Raw genomic sequence first — 21877 nt, forward strand, 5'->3', positions numbered from 1 at the left:
GCCGGGCCGATCACGTTCTCGTGATCGGCCCGGCTGTGTTTCGTCGAGTGCCACCGGCATCGGGCGATGCCGGGTACATCTCGAACCGCCGGACCGTCGGCCCCGGTTGCGATGGGCTTCGGAGTCCTGCGGAAGCGTGCGGGAACCACGATGCAACGGGCGGGGGTGCGGCCATCCACGGGCGGCGGTCGACGGGTTGAACAACGGGAGAACTTCCGGTCCGGACCCGTTACCGATTTGTTATATGAAGCGGGGCGGGGATGTGCGGAGATGTGCCGACCTCGCGGATTCCCTTGTCCGCCGGATCCACGGCCGGCTAGCGTCCGCCCATGCCCATGTCGGGAGAATCGGTGCTCGGGGCGGTGCGCCCGGGTGTGGCGCGGCTCGTGCTGCTCGTCGCGCTGTTGTCGGCGATCGTGTCGACGGTCGCCTCCCCCGCGGCGGCCCTGCCGGTGCGGGACCGGCCACCGCGGGTCGAGGTGCCGGAGCCGACGGGGTCGTCGGCGATCGGGACGAAGTCGCTGCGGATGGTGGACCGTTCGCGGTCCGATCCGTGGAACCCGGCGGCCTCGGCCCGGGAGTTGATGGTGTCCGTGTGGTACCCGACGGCCGGCACGACACGGGCCCGGGCGCCGTACATGTCGGCGGCGCTGTCCGGGGCGGTCTTCGGATCCGACGTGTTGGCCGGTGTGCGGACGCAGGCGATCCTCGACGCGCCGCCGCGCCGCCGGCCCGCGCCGCTGGTGGTGGCGTCCCCGGGGTTCGGCGGCAGCCGTACCTCGCTGACCGCCTCCGCCGAGGAACTCGCCTCGTACGGCTACGTGGTGGCGGTGGTGGACCACACCTACGAGGCCCCGGTGGAATTTCCCGACGGTCGACTCGAGCCGTGCCGGATCTGCGTCGGCATCCCGGACGACGCACGCGTGGTGCGCACCCGGGCGGCCGACATCGGCTTCGTGATCGACCGGCTGACCGCGCCCGACGCGGGACTGTCCGTCGACGCGCGGCGGATCGGCGTGTTCGGCCACTCGATGGGCGGCGCGGCGGCGGTCGAGGCGCTGCGCACCGATCGCCGGGTCGACGCCGCCGTCGATCTCGACGGCGACTTCTGGACCGAACCCCCGGCGGCGGGCATCGACCGCCCGATACTGCTGCTCGGCGCCCAACGGGTACGGACGGGCACCCCCGACGCCAACTGGCGGGGCATGTGGGACCGGCTGACCGGCCCGAGGCGTTGGCTCGACGTGCCCACCGGCGGGCACTACACGTTCTGCGACATGCCGTGGATCGTGGACCGGTTCGGGATTCGCGACGAGGTGCCGCCCGAGGAGGCGGCCTGGCAGTACGGCACGCTCGGCGGGAACCGGGCCACCGCGATCACCCGCGCCTACGTGCGGGCGTTCTTCGACCGGCACCTGCGCGGCCGGTCGGGCGATCTGCTCGACCGGCCGTCGAGGGCGTATCCGGAGGTTCGGTTCGTCGGGTAGCGGGGCGACCGGGCGGCGGGTCGGCGCGGCGACCGCGATGAGTTCCGCCGCCGGCGAGGGTCCATACGGGAAAGAGGTGGGAACAGGCATCGGGGCCGGCGACGGTTTCGAGCGTGGTGTCGAGAAGGGTGCGTGGGCGATGTCCGGGAGCACGGTTCTGCGAGAGGGCATCGTCTTCGGCGAGTCCGCGCGATGGCACGCCGGGCGGGCGTGGTTCGCCGATTGGGGGACGGGGGAGATCGTCGCGGTCGATCCGGAGGGGATCGGCGAGGTGGTCGTGCGGGTGCCGTTCCCGTCGCTGCCGATGTGTTTCGACCGGGCGCCGGACGGGCGGTTGCTGATCGTCTCGTCGAGCGAGGCGCGGGTGGTGACGCCGGAGGCGGACGGTTCGTTCGCGACGTACGCGGATCTGAGCGGGGTCGGCGGCGGCTTCAACGAGATCGTCGCGGACGGGCGGGGCAACGTGTTCGTCGACGGCGCCGGCTTCGACCCGACGACGGGGCAGGCGCCGCGCCCGGGCTTTGTCGCGGTGATCGCCGAGAACGGGTCGGTACGTCGGGTCGCCGAGGGCGTCGAATTCCCCAACGGCATGGCCGTGACCCCCGACGACACGACGCTGATCGTCGCCGAGTCCTACGCCAACCGCCTCACCGCCTTCGACATCGGCGCCGACGGCGGCCTGTCGCGCCGCCGGGTGTGGGCCGACCTCGGCACGGGCGTCCCGGACGGGATCTGCCTCGATGCGGAAGGGGCCGTCTGGTACGCGGACGTCCCGAACAAACGTTGTGTCCGGGTCCGGGAGGGCGGCGAGGTGACGGCGACGCTCGACCTGGACCGGGGCTGCTTCTCCTGCGTGCTCGACGCCGACGGGCGCACGCTGTACATCGTCGCCCGCGAGTGGCGCGGCATGAGCGACCCGACGGCCGGCCCCCGAACGGGCCAACTGCTCGCGGCGCCGGTATCGGCGGCGACGGTGACGACCTAGAGTTACCGAATGATCTTTATCGTGGTGAAGTTCCCGGTGAAGCCCGAGCACGCCGAGGAGTGGCCGCGACACGCCGCCGCGTTCACCGAGGCCACGCGGGGTGAGCCGGGCAACCTGTGGTTCGAGTGGTCGCGCAGTCTCGACGATCCGACCACGTACGTGCTGGTCGAGGCGTTCCGCGACGACGCGGCCGCCGCGCACGTCGGCTCCGACCACTTCAAGGACGCGCTGGAGCGGTTTCGGCCGCTCATTCGGCACACGCCCGAGATCGTCAGCACGGTGATCCCGGATGCGAACGGGTGGAGCGCGATGGGGGAACTGCGGATCGACTGAGGGGCGGCCGATGCCCCGGGCCGCGCGACGGCGCCGGACATCCGCGGATGTCCGGCGCCGGGGTCTGTCGGCAATGCGTTAGTGCAGGACCTTGAGGCCCACCACGCTGCCGACGATGCCCGCGAGCAGGAGCAGCTTGACGACGGAGAACGCCTCGCCGTCGAAGACCATCGCGTAGGTGACGGTCAGGACCGCGCCGATGCCCACCCACACCGCGTAGCCCGTGCCCACCGGCAGGTCGCGCAGTGCGTAGGCGAGGCCGCTCATGCTGGCGGTCAGGGCCACACCGAAGACGACGGTCGGCCACAGGCGGGTGAAACCGGCGGACTTGCCGAGGGCCGTCGCCCAGACGGCTTCCAGGACACCGGAGACGATCAGCACGATCCAGGCCATGACGAGCACTCCCTGACACCGTCTTGTCCTGACCGGGTACGGCGCGCCTCGTCCGGGAGCCGGTTCGGGCTCCGTGAACCACTCTCGCACGCCCGCGACGGCGCACAAAACAGCCGCCGTGTCCAGTCCCGGCCGCCGCCGGTGACCGGGATCACCCGGTGGGCGTCGGGGTGCCCCGGGGGGATCCGGGCCGGCGTCGGGGAGCGCCGGTACGGTCTGCGGCATGGACATCACTTCCGCGCAATGCCCCGAGCCGCTGCCCGGACGGGTCGGCCATGTGGCCGGGATCGAATCGCTCGTGCTCGACGGGCGTCGGCTCTGGTTCGGCTTCGACTACCAGAGCGACATGGTCGTCTCGCCGTTGATCGAGGACCCGCGGGTCATGGCGGCGTTCGCGAGCGCGCATCTGCGGCAGACCGACGGCGAGCACGACGCGGCCTACTGGGCCGAGTCGGTGGACGCGGCGGTGACGCTCTCGGGCCTGGTCCCGGACGACGTGCACCGGGAGTTCGAGACGGCGAGGCTGCGGACCGAACTGCCCGAGCCCGGAAGCCACCTGCTCTACCTGTTCGACGCGGTCGCCGGGTGGGACGAGTCGCGGTCGTTGCCGACGGAGGTACGGGAGGCGTACGACCGACTCGGGTTCGACGAGGACGACGTCAACGACTGCGTCGACCACTGCCTGGAGGTGATCCGGCGCGACGGGGACGGCTCCGGGGCCGACGCGTGGACGGTCGTGCGCTTTCATCTGTCCGCGGCGGTGCCGGGGTTCCCGGGCAACTGGGCATCGATCTTCGGGCCGATGGGGGAGCGGGTCGCGGAGCGGGGCTGAGCGGCGGGGGTCAGCGGGGGATCAGGCGCATCGGGAGGGTGCGCGGGGTCAGCACGCTGCGCGGGACGGCGCGCACCGGCGTGGCGGAGGCCGGGCGCAGTCGCCAGCGCGCGGCGATGGAGGCCAGGGCCAGGATGCTCTCGGTGAGCGCGAAGGCGTCGCCGACGCATTTGGTGGGGCCGGCGCCGAAGGGGACGAACGCGGACCGCGACCAAGCGCCGGGAGCGGTGCCGTCGGCGTACTCGCGTTCGGGGCGGAAGAGTTCGGGCTCCGGGTGGAAGTCCGGGTGGCGGTGCAGGATGTACGGGCTGAACACGAGGGTGCTGCCGACGGGGAGTCGACGGCCGGCGAGGTCGACCGCACGGGTGGTGGTGCGGGGGAGCACCCAGGCGGGCGGGTACAGGCGCAGCGCCTCGCGGACGACCCGGCCGGTCCATTCCAGACGGGGCAGATCGTCCGGGCCGGCGACGCGTCCGCCGAGGACGGCGTCGACCTCGGCGTGCAGGGCGCGTTCCGCGTCGGGGTGGCCGGCGATCAGATGCAGGGACCAGGCCAGCGCGGAGGAGGTGGTCTCGGCGCCGGCCAGGATCAACACCGCCACCTGGTCGTGCAGTTCGCTCTCGCCGAGCGCGCCGCCGTCGTCGTCCCGGGCGGCGAGCAGGCGGGCGAGCAGATCGTGGCCGGCCGCGCCGTCGGCCCGGCGGTCGGCGACGATGCGCGCCACGTGGGCGCGCCAGCCGGCCAGACCCCGGCGGTAGCGGCGGCTGCTCGGGGTCGGTACCGCGTCGACGGCGGGCAGCAGGGCGCGCAGATAGACGCCCTTGAGGAACGTGTCCAGGCTGTCGCGCAGTTCGGCGATGGCGCGGTCGTCGATCCCCGAGCCGAACAGGGTGCGGACGGCCACCGTGGTGGTGAGCGCGAACATCTCGTCGACCATGTCCACGGTCGTGCCCGGCCGCCACCGATCCAGCGCGATGCCGATTTCGAGGCTCATCGCCGCGGCGTAGCCGGGCAGGTGCTCGGTGCGGAACGCCGGTTGCATCAGCAGACGTTGGCGGCGGTGGTCGGCGTGCGGGCAGGTGGCGAGGCCGTTGCCGAGGGCGGCGCGGGAGCCCTCGTAGAGCGGGCCGGTGCGATCGAAGGTGCGGCCGTCGCTCATCACCCGGCGGGCGAGTTCGGGGTGGCACAGGACGAACGCGGGGCGCGGGCCGAGCCGGATCTCGACCAGGTCGCCGTGTGCGGGCAACGAGCCGAGGAAGCGCAGCGGCGCGCGGAGCAGGTGCGGGAGGTGCCCGGCCACGGGCCAGGCGCCGGGAGCCCGGCCGGCGCGGGCGACGGACGCCGGGTCGCGGGGCGGGTGGGGAGCCGTCGACATGGGGCACTTCCCTGGGGATTCGGGCGGGTTCGGCTTCGGTGCGTGTCGTGCGGTGTCCTACCCATTCCGGCAGCGCGGCAGCGCGGATCGGCGGAGGCGTCGGGGGACGGCGGCGTGTCGGGTGTGCGCCCGCGTGGTCGCGGACCGAGGATCCGCGCCGTGTCCACCCGGCACGCCCCGGGGGCGGCGCCCGGGGTTCGCCGGGGTGTTCGGTGCCGGGCATGCCGCCGTGGCGTCCCCCGGCCGACCGGCTGCCCGGCCGAGTTCGCGAAATCTACCGTCGAGCCATGACCAAGCACACGGCATCGCACGACGGTGCCCACTCCCTTGCCGCCAAGCCCCCTTTCGTCAAGCCCTCTTTCGCCCGGTCCACCGGTCGCCGGATCGTGGTGGGCCTCGCCCTCGCCGGGCTGTCGGTGGTCCCCCTCGCCGGTGGCGCCCGGGCCGACACCCCCGCCGCGCCGGACACCGTCGCCGCCGCCGACGCGCGCGGGCGCGGCACGCTCGTGGACGTCGTGGACCTGCGTACCGTCTCCGCGGCCGACGCCGCGCGTGCGCTCGTCGAGGACGGATGGGACGCCGGCGCGGTACGCGACGACGTCGTACTGCGCCGCCTCGTCTACCGCACCGTCGACGCGCAGGGGCGCCCCACCACCGCGACCGGACTGCTCGCGCTGCCGGTCCACGGCGAGCGGCGGCTGCGCGTGGTGTCGTACACGCACGGCACCGAGCTGTACCGCGGCGACGCGCCGTCGACCAGCGACGAGACCTGGGGCATCGCCCCGGCGCTGACCTACGCCTCGGCCGGTTTCGCGGTCGCCATGCCGGACTATCTCGGCCAGGGCGAGGGGCCCGGCCCGCACCCCTGGATGGACATTTCCTCGGAGACCACCGCGTCGCTCGATCTGCTGCGCGCGGCCCGCGAGTTCATCGGCCGGCACGGACACACGACGGCGCGCGAGGTGTATGTCGGCGGCTTCTCGCAGGGCGCGTCGGCCGCGCTGGGGCTGGCCCGGGCGCTGCAATCCGGCGCCGATCCGTGGTTCCGGGTCGGCGCGATCGCCCCGATCAGCGGCGCGTACGACTTCGGCGGTGTGCAACTGCCCGCGCTGCTCGGCGGCAAGCCGGCCGACAAGCCGCGCGTGCTCTACAGCGCCCTGCTCCTGGTCGCCTTCAACCGCCTGCACCACATCTACGACACCCCGGCGGACGTCTTCCGGAGCCGGTACGCGGACACCATCGAGGGCCTGCTCGACGGCTCGCACCGGGACGACGAGATCCTGGAGGCGACCCCGAACTCCCTCGACGAACTGCTGACCGAAGAGGGCCGGGCGCTGCTCGAGCGACCCACCGGGGCACTGGCCGCCGCGTTGCGGGAGACCGACGCGGTGTGCACCGACTGGCGGCCCCGGGTGCCGGTCCGGCTGTACGTGGCGGCCGGGGACGAGGAGGCGGCACCCGCGAACACCGCCCACTGCCGGGCGGCGATGCGGGCCGGAGGCGTGGACGTCCGGGTGACCCGATTCGGGGCGGATGTCGACCACGCCGGCTCGAATCGGCTGGGCACGGCCGCGGCACTTCGCTGGTTCCGGGAACTCGCCGGTCGAGCGGGGTGACCGCGCGGACCGCGAGCCGGGCCGCCGTCGCGCGGGGGCGCCGGCTCGCCGGGGTCGTGTCTTCGATTCCCCGCCGGGATCGAAGACACGACCCTAGGCCTGGCCCGTTTCGAAGCGGGTGATCAGGCCGTCCTCGACGGTGAAGCGCCAGGCGGTGCGCATCTCGCCCCAGGTGTCGTTGCGGTAGTCGACGACGAGCGCTCGTCCGCCGTCGGTCTCGGAGCGCACGCTCATGTGCCCGTTCGACGAGAAGATCTCACGATCCACCCAGTCGTCGACGTCGCGATCCGTTCCGTCGTCGGACATGGTCGCCCCGGGCGCCATCAATGCCACGAAGGCGGCCTTGTCGTGTGCGTTCACGGCGGAAACGAAGGCTCCGACGATGGGATCCGACAGCTTCCCGGGGGCGATGGTCACGACAACCTCCTGAACGGCAAACGGCCGGTGGCGGAAGCGCCACCGACGCCCGGTACGAGTCCCCCGGCAACCGGGCCCGATAAACCCGCCGCGCCCGGTGGCCACACCGCGGGCGGTCCGCTCCCGGGTGTCGCCGTGGAAGCCCTCGCCGGTCCGGACGCGGACCGAGCCGTCGCCGCGGCCGGCAGGGGTCGTGGGAGTCGTAGCGTCCCCCGGGGAGCGGCACCGTGGGAGTGACGGGAAAGCAGTCGATCGGATGGCTCCGGACGGTACGCCGTTTCGGGTGAACCGGGCACTCGTTAACCGTCCATGACCGCACCGGCATCGCTGGACGAGGCGCTCAGCAGCCTCATCGACGCCATCGAGGACACCCTGGCCCGCCTGGATCCGCAGGCCGTGCCCGCCCCGGGACCCGTCGCCGCCCCCGTGCCCGCCCCCGATCCGTTCGCCGCCGACCACCTCCCGCCGCTCGGGCACCTGGACCCGTCCGTCGACGCGGGCGCGCTGGTCCACGCACTGCGGCACGCCCTGCATCGGGCGGAGCCGGGATGATCGCCGTACATCCCGGTTGATCCGGGGTGTTGCCTCCCCTCGGCGTCCCCGGGAGGGGCGGACCGGAGCCCCCTGGAGCCGCGGCCGACACCCGCCGAAAAATCTTCGGCGCGGGTGTCATACAACCCGCGGGTCGTGGCGTTACTCGTGCGACGCCAAGGTACGGAGGCTCCATGTCGAGAAGCATGGCCGCGGATTTCGAGGAGTTCGCGCACGCACGCAGCGGGCAGTTGCTGCGTACCGCCTGCCTGCTCACCGGAGACTGGCATCTCGCCGAGGACCTGGTCCAGGAAACCTTCGGAAAGTTGTTCCCGGTGTGGCGTCGGGTGCGGGGCATGGAAGCGCCGATGGCCTACGCGCACACCACACTGGTACGGACGTTCCTGTCCGCCCGCCGCCTCCGGCGCCGGTCGGAGCGGCCCGCCCGGCGACGTGCCGGACCGACAGTCGCCCGACGGAACCGACATCGAACTGCGGTTGACCCTCCTGGAGGGCCTGGACCGGCTGTCCCCGAACGATCGGGCGGTGCTGGTGCTGCGCTACTGGGAGGACTACTCGATCAAGGACACCGCCGACATCCTGCGCATCGCGCCCGGCAACGTCCCGGTCCGCGCCAAACGGGCGCCGGCTCGGCTGCGGGCACTGCTCGGGAACGAACTGCGGGACCTGGCGACGACATGCCGACCGACCCGACCGTTTCCCCCGACCCCGGCGATCGCGATCGAGAGGACATGGTGGCCGTGTTCACCGACGAGGACTTCGAGCGGTACGAGCGCGAACTGCCCGCGGCGCTGGGCTCCGTCGTCGAGGCTTTCCCCGCGCCCGCCTCCGACCTGGTGGCGCGGTCGCTCGCCCGAGGCCGGCGGCGCCGACGGGCCCGTACCCTGCGTCGGTCGGCAATGGCGTTGGTGCTGGTGGCGGCGGGCGTCGGGGGATGGGCCGCGACGGACGGCGGGCTCGGTCGTTCGTCGTCGGATTCGGCCGACCGGACCCGGTTCCCCTCGGCCGGCGACGTGCGCCGGGAACTGGTGCCGTACCTGACGAAGGTGCTGCCCCCGGAAGGGGTGCTGACCGGCGCGGAAAGCCGTTTCGAGGCCGACGCGCCCATGGTGCTCCGGACCGAGGCGGAGGTCTCCGGGACGTATGCCACGGCCGCGGGCAAGTCGTCGCTGATCGTGTCGATCTCCCGGCCGGTCCCCGGCAGCCGGATCGAGCTGGGAAGTCATGCCTACTGCACGGGAGTTCGCCCGGACAACGAGTGCGTCCGGGAGCCGCGGCCCGAGGGCGGCACCCTGACCGTACGCAAGTCCACGAAGAAGCCCGGGAGTCCGGACGCGGAGTGGAGCGTCGTACACACCCGGGCCGACGGGGCGATGGTCGGGGTCCGGGTCTCCGGCGCGTACGACGACTCCGGAGAGGTGGTGGGCGGGCCGAACATGAGCATCCAACAGATCACCGACATCGCCCGCAGCCCGGTCTGGGCACCCGTGATCGCCGCGGAGCCGACGGCCGGCGAGCAGGTGCTGGGCCTGGTTCCGGCCCTGTTGCCCGGCGGGATTCGGCTGACGTCCCGCGACGGGGACTCGCGCAACGGCGAGTTCGTCGTGCAGGTCGGGGGCGGCCGGCACCTGTTGACCGTCGCTGTCGATCCGACTCCCCCCGGCGAGGGGCAGGGTTGCCCGCCCGGCCGACCGGAGGGGACCGGCGGTGAGGTGACCCTGCCCGACGGGAACCCGGCCGTGGTCGATCTCAAGCGGAACGTGGACGGACGGGTCGTGCCCCCGAGTCTGATCGTGTACCGGCCGCACGGCCTGCGCATCCGGTTCGAGGTGGACGCGCCGCCCGCCAAGTCCACCACGTCCTACGGCGAACTCGCCGCGGACTCCCCGGGGTTGGACCTGGAAGTGCTCAAGGTGATCGCGGCCTCGCCGCGCTGGGACACCCGCTGACCACGCGCGCCGGTCGTCCCCGACCCGCGCCCTGATCACCGAACTCCCCATAAGAAGAACCGCGTTGCCCCCGGCGCCGACCAGGTGCCGGGGGTGGGCCCCGCGCTGCCCGAAACGGCGTGCGGCCCCCGCGACCGGCGCGCCCGCATCCGACTCCCCGAGGTTGACGAGACCGCTCATGATCCTCCCCGCACCACCGAAGCACCTGCGCGGATTCGTCCCCGAGGTATCGCGGTTCGCGGTGGTGGGCGGAGTCGGCTACAGCGTCGACGTCGTCCCGTTCAACGTCCTGCGCGCCCTCCTGGACGTCTCCGCCCTGCCCGCGAAGCCGATCTCGCTGAGTGTCGCCACGATGGTCGCCTACCTGGGGAACCGGCGGTGGACCTACCGCGAGCGCACCGCGTCGGGCGCCGCGCACGACTCGGGTCGGCAGTTGTTGCTGTTCATCGGCTGGAGCCTGGGCGGTCTGGTCGTCCAGGTCGGCTGCCTGTGGGTGTCGCGGCACGTCCTGGGCTTCGACAGCCTGCCCGCCGACAACCTCTCCGGCAACGTGATCGGGATGGGCCTGGCCACGGGGTTCCGCTTCTGGGGCTACCGCACCTGGGTCTTCCGCGCGGCGACCGAGACCGCTCCCGCCCCGGCGACCGGCATCGCCCCCGCCCCGGCGGACGTGCGTCGCGACGCGACGTCGGGCCCGCGGTGAACGCCGCGGCCCTGGTGATCGCCCTCGCGGCCACCCTCGCCGGATGCGGGCACCTGGCGTGCGCGAGCGGGTGCGCCGCGCGGTGGACGTGGTACTGCTGTGGCTGCTGCTGACCACGGCCCAACTGTCCGCACTGACCCTGTTGGTCGGCGCACTGCTGCGCCGGCTGGACGCGGTCCCCCTGTTCGTCGCGGCCCTCGTGGTCGCGGCGATGGAGATCGCGGCGACCCGGCGGGCCCGCGTCGACGGGGAGCGCCGGCGGGGCCGGGACCTGGTGCGCACGCTCGCCCCCCGGGTGCGGCGGTCGTGGCGGCATCCGGCGGTCGTGGCGGTCGCGGTGCTCGTGGGCGCGCAGTACTGCCGGCGGGGCGCGCTGGCCGTGTTCCTGGGTCCGCTCGACTACGACGGGCTGTGGTACCACCAGCCCGGGCCGGCGATCTGGCTGCAGCAGGGGTATGTCGGCCACACCCCACAGGTGTTGTGGGCCGACGTGTATCCCCAAGGCCAGGAACTGCTCACCGGGTTCACCGGCGCGTTCCTCGGCGATACCCGCCTGGGCTGGGCGTCCGGACTGCCCTTCCTCGCCCTGGGCGCGGTCGCCACCGCCGGGATCGCCCGCACCGCCGGCGCCCGGCGCGCACACGCGACGCTCGCCGGGCTCGGGATCCTCGCCGTCCCCGCCGTGTTCCTGGAGGCGTCGACCACCTACGTCGACTTCGGAACGACGGCCACCGCCCTCGCCGCGCTGCACCTGACGCTCGGCCTGCGCTCGACCGTGGCGGCGGCGACCGCCCGCGGCGCGGACCCGCGGCGCGCGCTGCGCCGCCAGGTGTCGCCGATCGGGATCGCGCTCGGGGTGGCCGTCGGGGTTCCGTCGGTTCGGGCCTTCGGTTCAGGCGAGGGCGTTCGCGGCGAGCCATTCGTGCGCGAGTACGGCCCAGACCTCGGTGTTCTGCCTTTCGCCGCGGTAGAGGTAGTTCTGCCGGAGCACGCCCTCCCGGGTCATGCCGAGGCGTTTGGCCACGTTGATGCTCGGCGCGTTCCGGTCGGACACCTGCCACTCGACCCGGTGGATGCCGCGCTCACGGATCGCCCAGTCGATGATCACCCGGGACCCGCGCGTGGCCAGACCGTGCCCGGCGGCGGCCGGCTCCAGCCAGCAACCGGCCTCGCAGGTGCCGGCGGCCGCGTCGAAGGTCCGGAAGAGCACGCCGCCGACGAGGAGGCCGTCCAGCCAGATGCCGTACAGCCGGCCGGTGTCGGTGACGGCCTTGTCGGCGTACGACTGGAGCCAGGCACGCGCCCCGGCGAGGTCGGAGGTGACGTCGGCCAGGCCGATGTGCCGGCCGACGAACTCCCGGCCGCGATCCATGTGGGCCAGGAACTCCTCGGCCCGCCAAGGCTCCAGCGGGCGCAGTTCGGCACCGTCGCCCAGCGATATCGCGAACATACTCGTCCTCCACGGTGGCCGTTCTCGATCACCGTGATCTTCGCACGAGGCCGAGGGCGTCGCCCCGGGCCCGCCGCTCACCCCCGACTCGCCGCCTCGTACACCACCCGCCCGTCCACCACCGTCAGTTCGATCGGGACCTGGGGCAGTGCCTCGACCTCGACACGCAGCGGATCGGCGGCGAGTACGCACAGGTCGGCGACCTTGCCCGGTTCCAACGAGCCCTTCCACGACTCGGCGCCGTCCTGGCGGGCGGGGGTGACCGTGTACGCCCGCAACGCCTCGCGCACGGCGAGGCGTTGGTCGGCGCCGCAGACCGAGCCGTCGACGCCGGCGCGGGTCACCGCGGCGACCACCCCGCGGCGCCAGTCCGGGGTCAGCACGGGGGAGTCCGAGCTGAGGCAGACGTCGACGCCGGCGTCGAGCGCGTCGCGGGTGGGACACATCCGGGCCAGGGTGTGCGCGCCGAGCGTGTCGTGCAGCAGGTGTCGGGTGGCCACCGCGATGCCGGGCTGGGTGTTGAGACCGATGCCGGCCGCGGCCATCTCGGCGAGCGTCCCCGGCGGCAGCAGATCGCCGTGGATGAGGTAGTGCCGGGCCGCCCGGGGGTCGTCGGCCAGGGCCGCGCCGAGGGCGGAGACCACGGCGGCCGAGGTGCGGTCGCCGGTGGAGTGCACGCCGATCTGGTGCCCGGCGGCATGCGCGGCGTGGATCATCCCGGTCAGCCGGTGCAGCCGCTGCTCGGCCGAGTCGCCGTCGATCAGCAGGCCGCCGTGCGTACCGTCGGGGTAGGGCTCGCACACCCAGGCGCTGCGCATCGGCGGGATGCCGTCCGCGAAGATCTTCACCCCGGCCACCCGGAACCAGCCCGGCACCTCGGCGGGGGCGGCGAATTCGCGCAGTCCGGCGCTGAACGCGTCGGCCGAGCCGGGGCCGTCCAGCTCGCCGAACAGGAGCAACGCGGTGACCCGCGCCGCGAGTTCGCCCTCGGCGGCCAGCTGCGCGTAGTCGGCGAGCGCGGCGGAGCCGAAGCAGCCCGTGTCGCCGCCGTCCTCGCCCGGGCCCAGGCCGGGTTCGGTGTAGCTGGTGACGCCGAGCGCGGCCAGCAGGTCGCGGGTGCGCAGGATGGCGGCCCGGCGGTCGGCCGAGGTGCGCAGCGCGGGCGCGGGCGGCGGCGGGGTGTCGGCGGCGCCCGCGGTGAGCGCGTCCATCAGCAGGTGCGGCCACATCGCGCCGAGCCAGACCCCGTGCAGGTGCGAGTCGTTGATGCCCGGCAACACCGCGCGCCCGCGCAGCGGGATCTCCCGGGTGCCCGGTCCGATCAGCGGGGCGACCTCGCGGTCGTGGCCGACCCGCACGATCCGACCCGCCCGCACCGCGATCGCCTGCGCGAGGTGGTCGCCCTCGTCGAAGACGTGTACACGTCCGCCGGTCAGGACCAGGTCGGCGGGCGCGTCGCCGGCGGGGGCGGCCGGGCGGCGGGCGTTCCACGATTCGCGGTTGCGCACCTTAATTCCTCCTGGGATCTGGACAGGTCCTTCGAGAGCCCATACCGTACACGCAATCAGATACGATTTGCGAGTCGATTGGGAGGCATACGGTGCCCTTGCATCCGGAAGCCCAGCAGATCATCGAGCGCACTCGGATCGGCGAATCCGGCCCCGCCCCCCTCGCCCTCGACGCACAGGCCATGCGTGAGGGCTTCGCGCAGACCTGGACCATGCCGGCCGACCTGCCGACGGTCGGCGCCGTCGAGGACACCACGATCCCCGGGCCGGGCGGCGACATCCCGGTCCGGATCTACACCCCCGAGGGGGCCGGTCCCTTCCCCGCGCTCGTCTGGTTCCACGGCGGCGGTTGGACCATCGGCTGTCTGGACGAGAATGAGTACGCCTGCCGCACCGTGTGCGCCGGCGCCGAGACGGTCGTGGTCTCGGTCGACTACCGGCTGGCCCCGGAGAACCCCTACCCGGCCGCCGCCGAGGACTGCTACGCCGTGGTCCGCGCGCTGCACGAGGACGGCGCCCGCCGATCCGTGGACGGCGACCGGATCGCGGTCGGCGGGGAGAGCGCCGGCGGCAACCTGGCCGCGGTGGTCGCGCTGATGAGTCGGGACCTGGCCGGCCCGCCGATCGCCCTCCAGGTGCTCGTCTCGCCCGTGGTCGGCCATCCCGACGACGGGCGGCCCTCCTATCGGGACTTCGCCGACGGCTACTTCCTGTCCAAGGCGAGCATGGACTGGTTCTTCACCCAGTACCCGCGCGACGCCGCCGACCTGACCGACCCCTACCTGCTGCCGCTGCGCGCCGACGACCTCTCCGGCCTGCCGCCGGCGCTGGTGCTCGGCGCCGAATACGACGTGCTCCGCGACGAGGGCGAGGAGTACGCGCGGGCGCTGGGCGCGGCCGGCACCCCGGTCGAGGTGGTGCGCTTCGACGGGCTCATCCACGGCTTCTTCGGCCTGCTCGCCACCGACCTCACCGACGCGCGGCGCGCGCACGACCTGGTGATCCGCGCGCTGCGGGACACGTTCGACGGGAGAGCGCGGTGAGCACCGAGAGCCCCGCCGGCACCGAACCCGTGTTGCGGCTGCGCGAGGTGGACATCGACCGGGACGAGATCCCCGTGGTACGCGGAGTCTCGCTGGATGTGGCCCCCGGCGCGGTCACCGTGCTCCTGGGCGCCAACGGCGCGGGCAAGACCACCCTCATGGACGGTATCGCCGGCCTGGTGCGCACCACCGCCGGCACCATCGAACTCGCCGGCCGCCCGGTGCAGAAGCTGCCCGTGTACAAACGCGCCCGGGCCGGCGTCGGCTACGTCGAACAGGCCCGCACCACCTTCCGCACCCTCACCGTCGAACAGAACCTCCTGGTCGCCCGGGCCGGTGCGGGCGATCCGGATCAGGTCTACCGGCTCTTCCCCGAACTGGCCCGCCGACGCACCCTCCAGGCCGGCCACCTCTCCGGCGGCGAACAGCAGATGCTCGTGCTCGGCCGCGCCCTGGTCACCGACCCCAAGGTGGTCCTGGTCGACGAGATGTCGCTCGGCCTGGCCCCGCTGATCGTGCGCCGGCTGATGCGCGTGGTCGGCGAACTCGCCGCCGCCGGCCTGGCCGTACTGCTCATCGAACAGTTCGCCAACCTCGCCCTGGACGTCGGCACCCACGCCTACGTGCTGCGCAAGGGCCGCATCGTGCACGACGGACCCTGCGCCGACCTGCGCGGCCGGCACGAGTTGCTGCACGAGTACTACTTCGGCTCGACCACACCCGACCGGGCCGGCCCCGAGCCCGCCGACCACGCCTGCGACCCACACCCGCTCGACACCCCGATCGGCGGTGGCACCCGATGAAGTCCCGGGCCGCGAAGACCCTTTCGGACCTGGTCGACCCGCGCCGCGCGGTGATCGGCATCGCCCTGGCCGCCGCGGCCTGCGTCGCCGTCCCCGCGATCCTGTCGCCCTACTGGCTCTACCTCGCCATCACCAGCGTGATCGGCGCCGTCGTGATGCAGAGCTACGGCGTGATCGTCGGCCGCGCCGGCGTGATGTCCCTGTGTCAACTCTCCTTCGCCGCGATCGGCGCGTGGGTGGTGATGCGGCTCAACCTCGCCGACGCCCCCGGCGGGCTGATCGTGTGGGTGATCCTCGGCGGCCTCGCCGCGGCCCCGGTCGGCATGCTGATCGGCCTGCCCGCGCTGCGGGTACGCGGGGTCAACCTCGCGGTGATCACCTTCGGCGCCGCGGTGTCCACCGACATCGTGCTGGGCGCCAAGCAGTTTCCCGGCACCGAGGAACTGAAGACCGTGGCCAGACCCGCCGCCTTCAGCACCAACGCGAACTACTTCGTGCTCGTGGTGATCGTCTTCACCGTGATCGCCTTCGCCCTCGCCGCCCTCGACAAGACCCGACTCGGCCGATCCTGGCTGGAGTTGCGCCACTCGGAACGCATGGCCGCCTCGCACGGCATCTCGGTGGCCCGCAGCAAACTCGCCGCGTTCGCGATCAGCGCCTTCGTCGCCGGGGTCGGCGGCGGCCTGATGGCGGGCCAACTCGGCCTGGTGGTGGCCGGCAACTTCGCCATGGGCCAATCCGTCACCCTGTTCGCGATCGCCATCCTCATCGGCCCGCACCACCCCGAAGGCGCCCTGATGAGCGGGGTGTTCGGCGCCGCGATGGCCACCATCCTGGAGAAGGTCCGACTGCCCCAGGACCTCGGCGGCATCGTCTTCGGCATCGTGCCGATCTTCGCGCTGCGCAGCGGGATGAGCCAGACCGACTTCACCCGCAACCGCAAACGCCTGGCCAAGGCCCGCAAACAACGCGACGCCGCCCCGGCGGCCGACCGGGAACGCGCCGACGCGGGCCCGCCCGCGGAGCGTACGGTCGGCGCCCCGGCCCGGCCCATCGGCACCGGGCCCGCCCTGGAGGTCACCGGCCTGACCGTGCGCTACGGCCCGGTCACCGCCCTCGACGCGGTCGACCTCACCGTCCCCGCCGGCACCGTGGTCGGCCTGATCGGCCCCAACGGCGCGGGCAAGTCCACCTTCATCTCCGCCGTCGGCGGCTTCCTCGGCACCCTGCCCGGCACGGTCCGCCTCGACGGCGCGCCGATCGACCGACTCGCCCCGCAGGTGCGCGCCGCCCGCGGCCTGCGCCGTACCTTCCAGACCACGCTGATCGCACCCGAACTCACCCAGTACGAATACCTCGACATCGGCGCAGGCCGCCGCCTGGAGCGGGCCGAGGCGGACGAACTGCTCGAATTCTTCGGCTGTCCCGTCGGCGACCTGCCCGTCTCGATCGTCGACGCCGGCACCCGGCGCCTGCTCGACGTCGCCGCCGCGATCGCCGCCCGACCGACGGTGGCCCTGCTCGACGAGCCCGCCGCCGGACAGTCCGCCGCCGAATCGCGGCGCCTGGCCGAGCGCTTGGCCCGGGTACCCGAACGCTACGGCGTGTCCGTCCTGTTGGTCGAACACGACATGGAACTGGTGCGGGTCGCGTGCCGCGAAGTCACCGTCCTGGACTTCGGCCACGTGATCGCCACCGGACCCACCGAACAGGTCCTGCGCGACCCGGCGGTCACCGCCGCCTACCTCGGCAGCTCCGACACCCCCGACGACGCCGTCGCCTCGACCGCGATCGTCACCCCGACCGGCTGAACGTCGGCCGACCGACGACCCATTCGCGTCCCCCGGGCCGGCGCCCGCTCGCGCCGCAGACCCGGATTCCCCCGGCATGCCTTCGACCGGATCGACCCGTGCCGATCCATTCCCCCACGAAGACAAGGACGTTCCCATGAAGCGTTCCCTCGTGCGCCGACCGGCCGCGGCCGTGCTCGCGCTCGCGTTCACCCTCGCCGCGACGGCCTGCGCCGCCGACGACGGCAACGACGGCGGCTCCACCAAAGGCGCCATCAAGGTCGGCTCGATCAACGGAGTCACCGGGCTGTTCCAGACCCCCGAGGTCCCGCAGGCGGTCAAGGCCGTCTTCGACGAGGTCAACGCGGCCGGCGGGATCAACGGCCGCAAACTCGAACTGATCAGCAAAGACGACGCGATGAACCCGCAACGCTCCACCGAGAACGAGGTCGAACTCGTGCAGTCCAAGGGCGTGGTCGCCCTGGTCGGCTCCTCCAGCGCGGTCGACTGCGGGGTCAACCGCGCCGCGTACAAGACCGCGAAGATCATCTCCATCCCGGCCGTCGGCGTCGACCCCGCGTGCTTCAACAGCCCCGACATCGCACCGGTCAACCCCGGCCCGTTCAAACTGCTCACCGCGATGCTCTACTACGCCTCCGAGACGCTGCACCACGACAAGGTCTGTCTCTACTACACCACCCTGCCCGGCAGCGGCGGCGGCATCAGCGACGCGATCAAGGAGTGGGAGACCCTCACCGGCAAACAACTCGCCGCCAAGGACACCGCCGTCGGCGAGGGCGACCCCACCCCGCACCTGATCGCCGCCAAGCAGGCCGGCTGCCAGGCCGTGCTCTACAACGCGCAGGTCGGCCCCTGGTTCGCCCAGGCGCAGACCCAGGGCATGCAGAACGTCGACTTCATCATGGGCGCCAACAGCTACACCGACGCCAACGCCAAACTGGTGCCCGCGGGCATGCGGGCCTACGTCGGCACCGAATGGCAGCCGTACACCGACACCACCCTGCCGGGCAACGCGCGCTGGGCCGAACTGATGGACAAGCGCGGCATCCAGCGCACCGCGTTCAGCCAGGGCGCGGTGATGGCCGCCGACGTCTTCGTCCAGGTGCTCAAGGGCATGAAGGGCGACATCACCCGTAAGACGGTCACCGAGGCGTTCAAGAAGATGAGCCCGATCGAGTACCCGATGGTCGGCTCCCCCTGGGTGTTCGGCCCCGACGACAAGCACAACCCGGTCCAGGGCAGCCGGTTCGTCAAGGCCGTCGACGGCAAGTGGCAGGTACTGCCCGAAGGCTTCATCGTGCCGGGCAAGAAGTAGCCCCGCGCGGACCGCCCGAGAACGAGGTGTCGACATGCTGAACTCTGTGATCGCGGGCCTGAGCAGCGGCGGCGGCTACGCCCTGCTGGGACTGTGCGTGGTGTTGACCTACCGACTCGTGGCCGTGGTGAACTTCGCGATGGCCGCGGTCGGCGCGATGGGCGCCTTCACCATGGTGTCGCTGACCGACGACGGCCTGAACGTGTGGCCGGCGCTGTTCCTGGGCGTGGCGGTCAGCGCGGCGCTGTCCGGCGTGCTGGGCGCGGTGCTGATCCGCTGGTTCGGCGAGCACAACGAACGCACCAAGGCCGCGGTGACGGTGGCCGTCTACGTCGCGGTGATGGCGGTGGGGCTGCGGCTGTTCGGCGCCACCTCCACCGGCGCGCGCCGCTTCCCCGCACCCTTCGACGGGGCGGTGTTCCGGATCGGCGACGTGGTCGTCTCCTGGGCCGTGGTGGTCTCGCTCGCCTTCGCGGTGGTGATCACCGTCGGCGTCGAGGTGATGTTGCGCCGGACGCTGGTCGGGCTGCGCCTGCAGGCGTTGTCGGAACGGCCCGGCACCGCCCAGGTGGTCGGCATCTCCGCGCCGCGCCTGGCCACCGCGGTGTGGGTGGCGATCGGCGCGCTGACCGCGCTGGTGATCATCCTGGTCGCGCCGCGCCTGGGGGGCGACTTCTCCACCCTGGGCAAGCTGATCGTCACCGCGCTCGCCGTCGCCATGGTCGGCGGGTTCCGCAATCTGCCGCTGACCCTGGGCGGCGGGCTGCTGCTGGGCTGCCTGGAAGGCGTCTCCGCCTCGCTGAGCGAGGTGCGCGAATACCGCGGCGTCATCCCCTTCCTGGTGATCCTGGTGCTGCTGTGGTGGCGCAGCCGGCACGAGGTGTGGGACACCGCGCACAGTCGATGACACAAAGAACCGGAGAGCGTTGATGATCATGGGAACCCGGGCCGTCCCGGACGGCTCCACCCGCGCCGCGGTGTTGCGCGCACACGAGGAACCGCTGACCCTGGAGGAGATCGGGCTGCCCGAACGCTGCGAACCCGGCGCGGTGTTGGTCCGGATCGGTTGTGCCACGCTGTGCGCCACCGACGTGCACCTGTGGCGCGGCGCGATGAGCTTCCCGGGCATGTTGCCGATGGTGCTCGGCCACGAGATGACCGGCACCGTCGAGGCGGTGGGGGTGGGCGCCACCGACGCGCTCGGCCGGGTGTTGCGGGTGGGCGACCGCATCGGCTGGTCCGAGTCCACGTGCGGGACCTGCTACGCCTGTACGGTGCTGCGCCGGCCGGTGGGGTGCGTGGACCGGGGCTACGGATTCCGGCAGCGGGCGGACCAATGGCCGTACGCCACGGCCGGGTTGGCCGAGTTCGCCTACGTCGGACCGCGCGCGGAGAAGGTGGTGATCCCGGACGACGTGCCGGACACCTGGGCGGCGTGCGCGGGATGCGCGGTCAAGACCGTGCTGCACGCGTTCGACCGGGCCGGCGGGGTGCGGCCCGGGGCCTCGGTGGTGGTACAGGGCGCCGGGGCGCTCGGCATCGTGGCCGGGGCGATGGCGCGGGCGAGCGGGGCCCGGACGGTGATCACGATCGGCGCGCCCGATGCCCGGCTCGACCTGGCCCGGGAGTTCGGCGCGGACCTGACCCTGGGCCTGGCGGTCGACGCGGCCGAGCGGCGCGAGGCGGTACAGGAGGCCACCGGGGGGCGCGGCGCGGATCTGGTGCTCGACCTCGCCGGGGCGCCGGGGGTGGGCGCGGAGGCGGTCGATCTCGCCGCGTTCGGCGGCACGTTCGTGATCGTCGGCAGTACCGGTCCCACCCCGGAGCGGTTGCCGCTCGGGACCGTGATGGGCAAGGAACTGACCGTCGTCGGCTCGCTCAACGGCGATGTCGGCGACTACCACCGGGCCGTCGAATTCCTGCGCGACTTCCGGGACCGGTTCGCGTGGGATCGGCTGTTCGCCGCTCCGGTCGGGCTGTCGGGCGCGACCGATGCGCTCGCGGCGATGTATCGGCAGGAGCAGGTCAAGGCGGTCGTGCACCCCTGGCTGCCGTGACGTCCCGTATCGTCCCCGAGATCGATGGCCCGCGACGATGCTCGCGGTGCCGAAAGGACCATTGCAATGGGTGAGACTTCGAAGGACTCGGCGTCGGTGGACGGCGGGCGGGGTGCGGGCTCCGATGCGATCGTGCCGCGGCGTCGGTTGGGCGCGGACGGGCCGCAGGTGCCGCTGTTGTCGTTGGGGTCGTGGCACACCTACGACCGGATGGACTTCCACGACGCGGTGGACCTGGTCACGCAGGCGGTGGAGTGGGGGGTCAACCTCTTCGACGTCGCGGTGTACGGGATCCCCGGGCAGCGTCCGGTGTTCACCGACGTGTTGTTCTCGGCGATCGTGCGGGCGGCGGGACTGGCCCGTACGGACTACCAGTTGTCGACCAAGATCTGGTTGGAGGGGTATCCCGCGCAGTCGTTGCGCGAGCAGGTGGAGCGGGCGATGTTCCGGGCCGGGACGGATCACGCCGACCTGGCGATCTTGGGGGACATCCGTGACCCGGACCTGGATCTGGCCCGGCTGGCGGGGGATCTGGCCGAGTTGGAGAAGAGCGGGCTGATCGGGCACTGGGGGGTGAACAACTGGTCGGCGACCGCGATTCGGACCATCGGGGGGCACGCGCTCGCCGCCGGGTCGCCGGGGCCGCAGGTGGCGCAGCTGAAGTACAGCCCGTGTCGGCGCTCGATCGCGGACGGTGCGCCGTTCGCGGAACTGTTCGCGGCGGGGCTGTCGTTGCAGGCGTCCGATGTCCTGGAGGGCGGGATTCTGGCGGGCAAGGTGGCGCCGGCGCGGGAGATCGGGCGGGATCCGGGCGGGGTGCGGGAGCGGATCATCGCCTCCGCGCCCGGGATCGCCGAGGTGGCGGCGGATCTGGGTGCGACGGCGGCGCAGGTGTGCGTGGCGTTCGCGCTGTCGCATCCGGCGACGGTGAGTGTGCTGTTCGGTGCGACGAAGGTGTCTCAGCTGGCCGACAACATCGGGGGGTTGCGGCTGTTGGAGCAGGTCGGTGCGACGGCGTTGCGGGCGCGGTTGGTGCCGTTTTACGCGGATCGCGAGGTGGTGTCCCCGGAGGGGCCGTGAGGGTTCGGCCGACGCCGGGTGTCGGTTGACCCGGGGTGGCCTCAAACGCCGGCCGGGCTGTAGGGGGGAGTCCGGGCGGCGTTTGGTGTTGGTCGGTTTGGGGTGGCCTCAAACGCCGGCCGGGCTGTAGGGGGAGTCCGGGCGGCGTTTGGTGTTGGTCGGTTTGGG

Annotated in this window: 20 protein-coding genes, 1 pseudogene and 1 riboswitch; of the genes and pseudogenes, 16 read left to right on the top strand and 5 right to left on the bottom strand. The window is 72.8% G+C overall.

The window, feature by feature from the left end:
• Window positions 1-329: 329 nt before the first annotated feature.
• The 3 genes from EMA17_RS21780 to EMA17_RS21790 all read left to right on the top strand — a co-directional run bounded on the left by EMA17_RS21780 (window position 330) and on the right by EMA17_RS21790 (window position 2805).
• The gene (locus tag EMA17_RS21780) at window positions 330-1487 is read left to right on the top strand and encodes an alpha/beta hydrolase family protein (RefSeq protein ID WP_246126811.1); all 1158 of its coding nucleotides are present in this window, start codon (window positions 330-332) and stop codon (window positions 1485-1487) included.
• A gap of 139 nt (window positions 1488-1626) precedes the next feature.
• Window positions 1627-2472, top strand: a complete 846-nt coding sequence (locus tag EMA17_RS21785) for an SMP-30/gluconolactonase/LRE family protein (protein WP_126638753.1) — start codon at window positions 1627-1629, stop codon at window positions 2470-2472.
• A 9-nt stretch (window positions 2473-2481) separates the two neighbouring features.
• Complete coding sequence (locus EMA17_RS21790; RefSeq protein WP_126638754.1) at window positions 2482-2805, top strand: putative quinol monooxygenase; 324 nt, start codon at window positions 2482-2484, stop codon at window positions 2803-2805.
• A gap of 78 nt (window positions 2806-2883) precedes the next feature.
• Here EMA17_RS21790 and EMA17_RS21795 read toward each other — a convergent pair whose 3' ends face one another.
• A complete protein-coding gene (locus EMA17_RS21795) occupies window positions 2884-3198 on the bottom strand; it encodes a DMT family transporter (RefSeq protein ID WP_078981618.1) in 315 nt (104 codons plus the stop codon).
• A gap of 12 nt (window positions 3199-3210) precedes the next feature.
• A riboswitch (guanidine-III (ykkC-III) riboswitch) is annotated at window positions 3211-3273 on the bottom strand.
• A 148-nt stretch (window positions 3274-3421) separates the two neighbouring features.
• Here EMA17_RS21795 and EMA17_RS21800 point away from each other — a divergent pair.
• Window positions 3422-4030 carry a hypothetical protein gene (locus tag EMA17_RS21800; RefSeq protein ID WP_126638755.1) on the top strand — a complete coding sequence of 203 codons (609 nt, stop codon included), beginning with the start codon at window positions 3422-3424 and terminating at the stop codon, window positions 4028-4030.
• A gap of 10 nt (window positions 4031-4040) precedes the next feature.
• Here EMA17_RS21800 and EMA17_RS21805 read toward each other — a convergent pair whose 3' ends face one another.
• Window positions 4041-5405, bottom strand: coding sequence for a cytochrome P450 (locus EMA17_RS21805; RefSeq protein ID WP_126638756.1), 1365 nt, complete (start codon window positions 5403-5405; stop codon window positions 4041-4043).
• Between the two features lie 287 nt (window positions 5406-5692).
• On the opposite strand from EMA17_RS21805, the gene EMA17_RS21810 reads away from it, so the two are divergent.
• Entirely contained in the window at window positions 5693-7021 is a 1329-nt protein-coding gene (locus tag EMA17_RS21810; protein ID WP_126638757.1) for an alpha/beta hydrolase family protein, read from the top strand.
• A 93-nt stretch (window positions 7022-7114) separates the two neighbouring features.
• Here the strand turns inward: EMA17_RS21810 and EMA17_RS21815 are convergent, their stop codons facing one another.
• Window positions 7115-7438, bottom strand: a complete 324-nt coding sequence (locus EMA17_RS21815; RefSeq protein WP_126638758.1) for a nuclear transport factor 2-like protein — start codon at window positions 7436-7438, stop codon at window positions 7115-7117.
• Window positions 7439-7747: 309 nt separating this feature from the next.
• Between EMA17_RS21815 and EMA17_RS21820 the strand changes: the two genes are divergently transcribed.
• The 4 genes and pseudogenes from EMA17_RS21820 to EMA17_RS21835 all read left to right on the top strand — a co-directional run bounded on the left by EMA17_RS21820 (window position 7748) and on the right by EMA17_RS21835 (window position 10642).
• Complete coding sequence (locus EMA17_RS21820) at window positions 7748-7990, top strand: hypothetical protein (RefSeq protein ID WP_126638759.1); 243 nt, start codon at window positions 7748-7750, stop codon at window positions 7988-7990.
• 173 nt (window positions 7991-8163) lie between these two features.
• A pseudogene (locus tag EMA17_RS21825) lies at window positions 8164-8662 on the top strand (SigE family RNA polymerase sigma factor); the annotation flags it as partial.
• A 5-nt stretch (window positions 8663-8667) separates the two neighbouring features.
• Entirely contained in the window at window positions 8668-9939 is a 1272-nt protein-coding gene (locus EMA17_RS21830; RefSeq protein WP_170222202.1) for a hypothetical protein, read from the top strand.
• 178 nt (window positions 9940-10117) lie between these two features.
• Window positions 10118-10642 (top strand): GtrA family protein, encoded by a 525-nt coding sequence (locus tag EMA17_RS21835; protein WP_126638761.1) that lies wholly within the window; start codon window positions 10118-10120, stop codon window positions 10640-10642.
• Window positions 10643-11534: 892 nt separating this feature from the next.
• Here the strand turns inward: EMA17_RS21835 and EMA17_RS21840 are convergent.
• Together EMA17_RS21840 and EMA17_RS21845 are read right to left on the bottom strand one after the other, a co-directional pair.
• Window positions 11535-12092 carry a GNAT family N-acetyltransferase gene (locus EMA17_RS21840; protein WP_126638762.1) on the bottom strand — a complete coding sequence of 186 codons (558 nt, stop codon included), beginning with the start codon at window positions 12090-12092 and terminating at the stop codon, window positions 11535-11537.
• A gap of 77 nt (window positions 12093-12169) precedes the next feature.
• Window positions 12170-13600, bottom strand: coding sequence for an amidohydrolase (locus EMA17_RS21845; protein WP_126638763.1), 1431 nt, complete (start codon window positions 13598-13600; stop codon window positions 12170-12172).
• A gap of 92 nt (window positions 13601-13692) precedes the next feature.
• Here EMA17_RS21845 and lipP1 point away from each other — a divergent pair, with 92 nt between their 5' ends.
• The 7 genes from lipP1 to EMA17_RS21880 all read left to right on the top strand — a co-directional run bounded on the left by lipP1 (window position 13693) and on the right by EMA17_RS21880 (window position 21709).
• Window positions 13693-14643 carry a LipP1 family hormone-sensitive lipase gene (lipP1, locus tag EMA17_RS21850; protein WP_126638764.1) on the top strand — a complete coding sequence of 317 codons (951 nt, stop codon included), beginning with the start codon at window positions 13693-13695 and terminating at the stop codon, window positions 14641-14643.
• On the top strand, window positions 14640-15446 hold the full coding sequence (locus tag EMA17_RS21855) for an ABC transporter ATP-binding protein (protein ID WP_174861413.1): 807 nt from the start codon (window positions 14640-14642) through the stop codon (window positions 15444-15446). The genes lipP1 and EMA17_RS21855 overlap by 4 nt, the downstream gene beginning before the upstream one ends.
• Window positions 15443-17257, top strand: a complete 1815-nt coding sequence (locus EMA17_RS21860) for a branched-chain amino acid ABC transporter ATP-binding protein/permease (RefSeq protein WP_126638765.1) — start codon at window positions 15443-15445, stop codon at window positions 17255-17257. Before EMA17_RS21855 ends, EMA17_RS21860 begins: the two co-directional genes overlap by 4 nt.
• 136 nt (window positions 17258-17393) lie before the next feature.
• A complete protein-coding gene (locus tag EMA17_RS21865) occupies window positions 17394-18572 on the top strand; it encodes an ABC transporter substrate-binding protein (RefSeq protein ID WP_160161494.1) in 1179 nt (392 codons plus the stop codon).
• A 34-nt stretch (window positions 18573-18606) separates the two neighbouring features.
• On the top strand, window positions 18607-19479 hold the full coding sequence (locus EMA17_RS21870; RefSeq protein ID WP_126638767.1) for a branched-chain amino acid ABC transporter permease: 873 nt from the start codon (window positions 18607-18609) through the stop codon (window positions 19477-19479).
• Between the two features lie 22 nt (window positions 19480-19501).
• The gene (locus EMA17_RS21875; protein ID WP_246126812.1) at window positions 19502-20629 is read left to right on the top strand and encodes a zinc-binding dehydrogenase; all 1128 of its coding nucleotides are present in this window, start codon (window positions 19502-19504) and stop codon (window positions 20627-20629) included.
• A gap of 66 nt (window positions 20630-20695) precedes the next feature.
• Window positions 20696-21709 (top strand): aldo/keto reductase, encoded by a 1014-nt coding sequence (locus tag EMA17_RS21880; protein WP_126638768.1) that lies wholly within the window; start codon window positions 20696-20698, stop codon window positions 21707-21709.
• Window positions 21710-21877: the final 168 nt, after the last annotated feature.

This window comes from Embleya hyalina, assembly GCF_003967355.1.
Lineage (GTDB): Bacteria > Actinomycetota > Actinomycetes > Streptomycetales > Streptomycetaceae > Embleya > Embleya hyalina.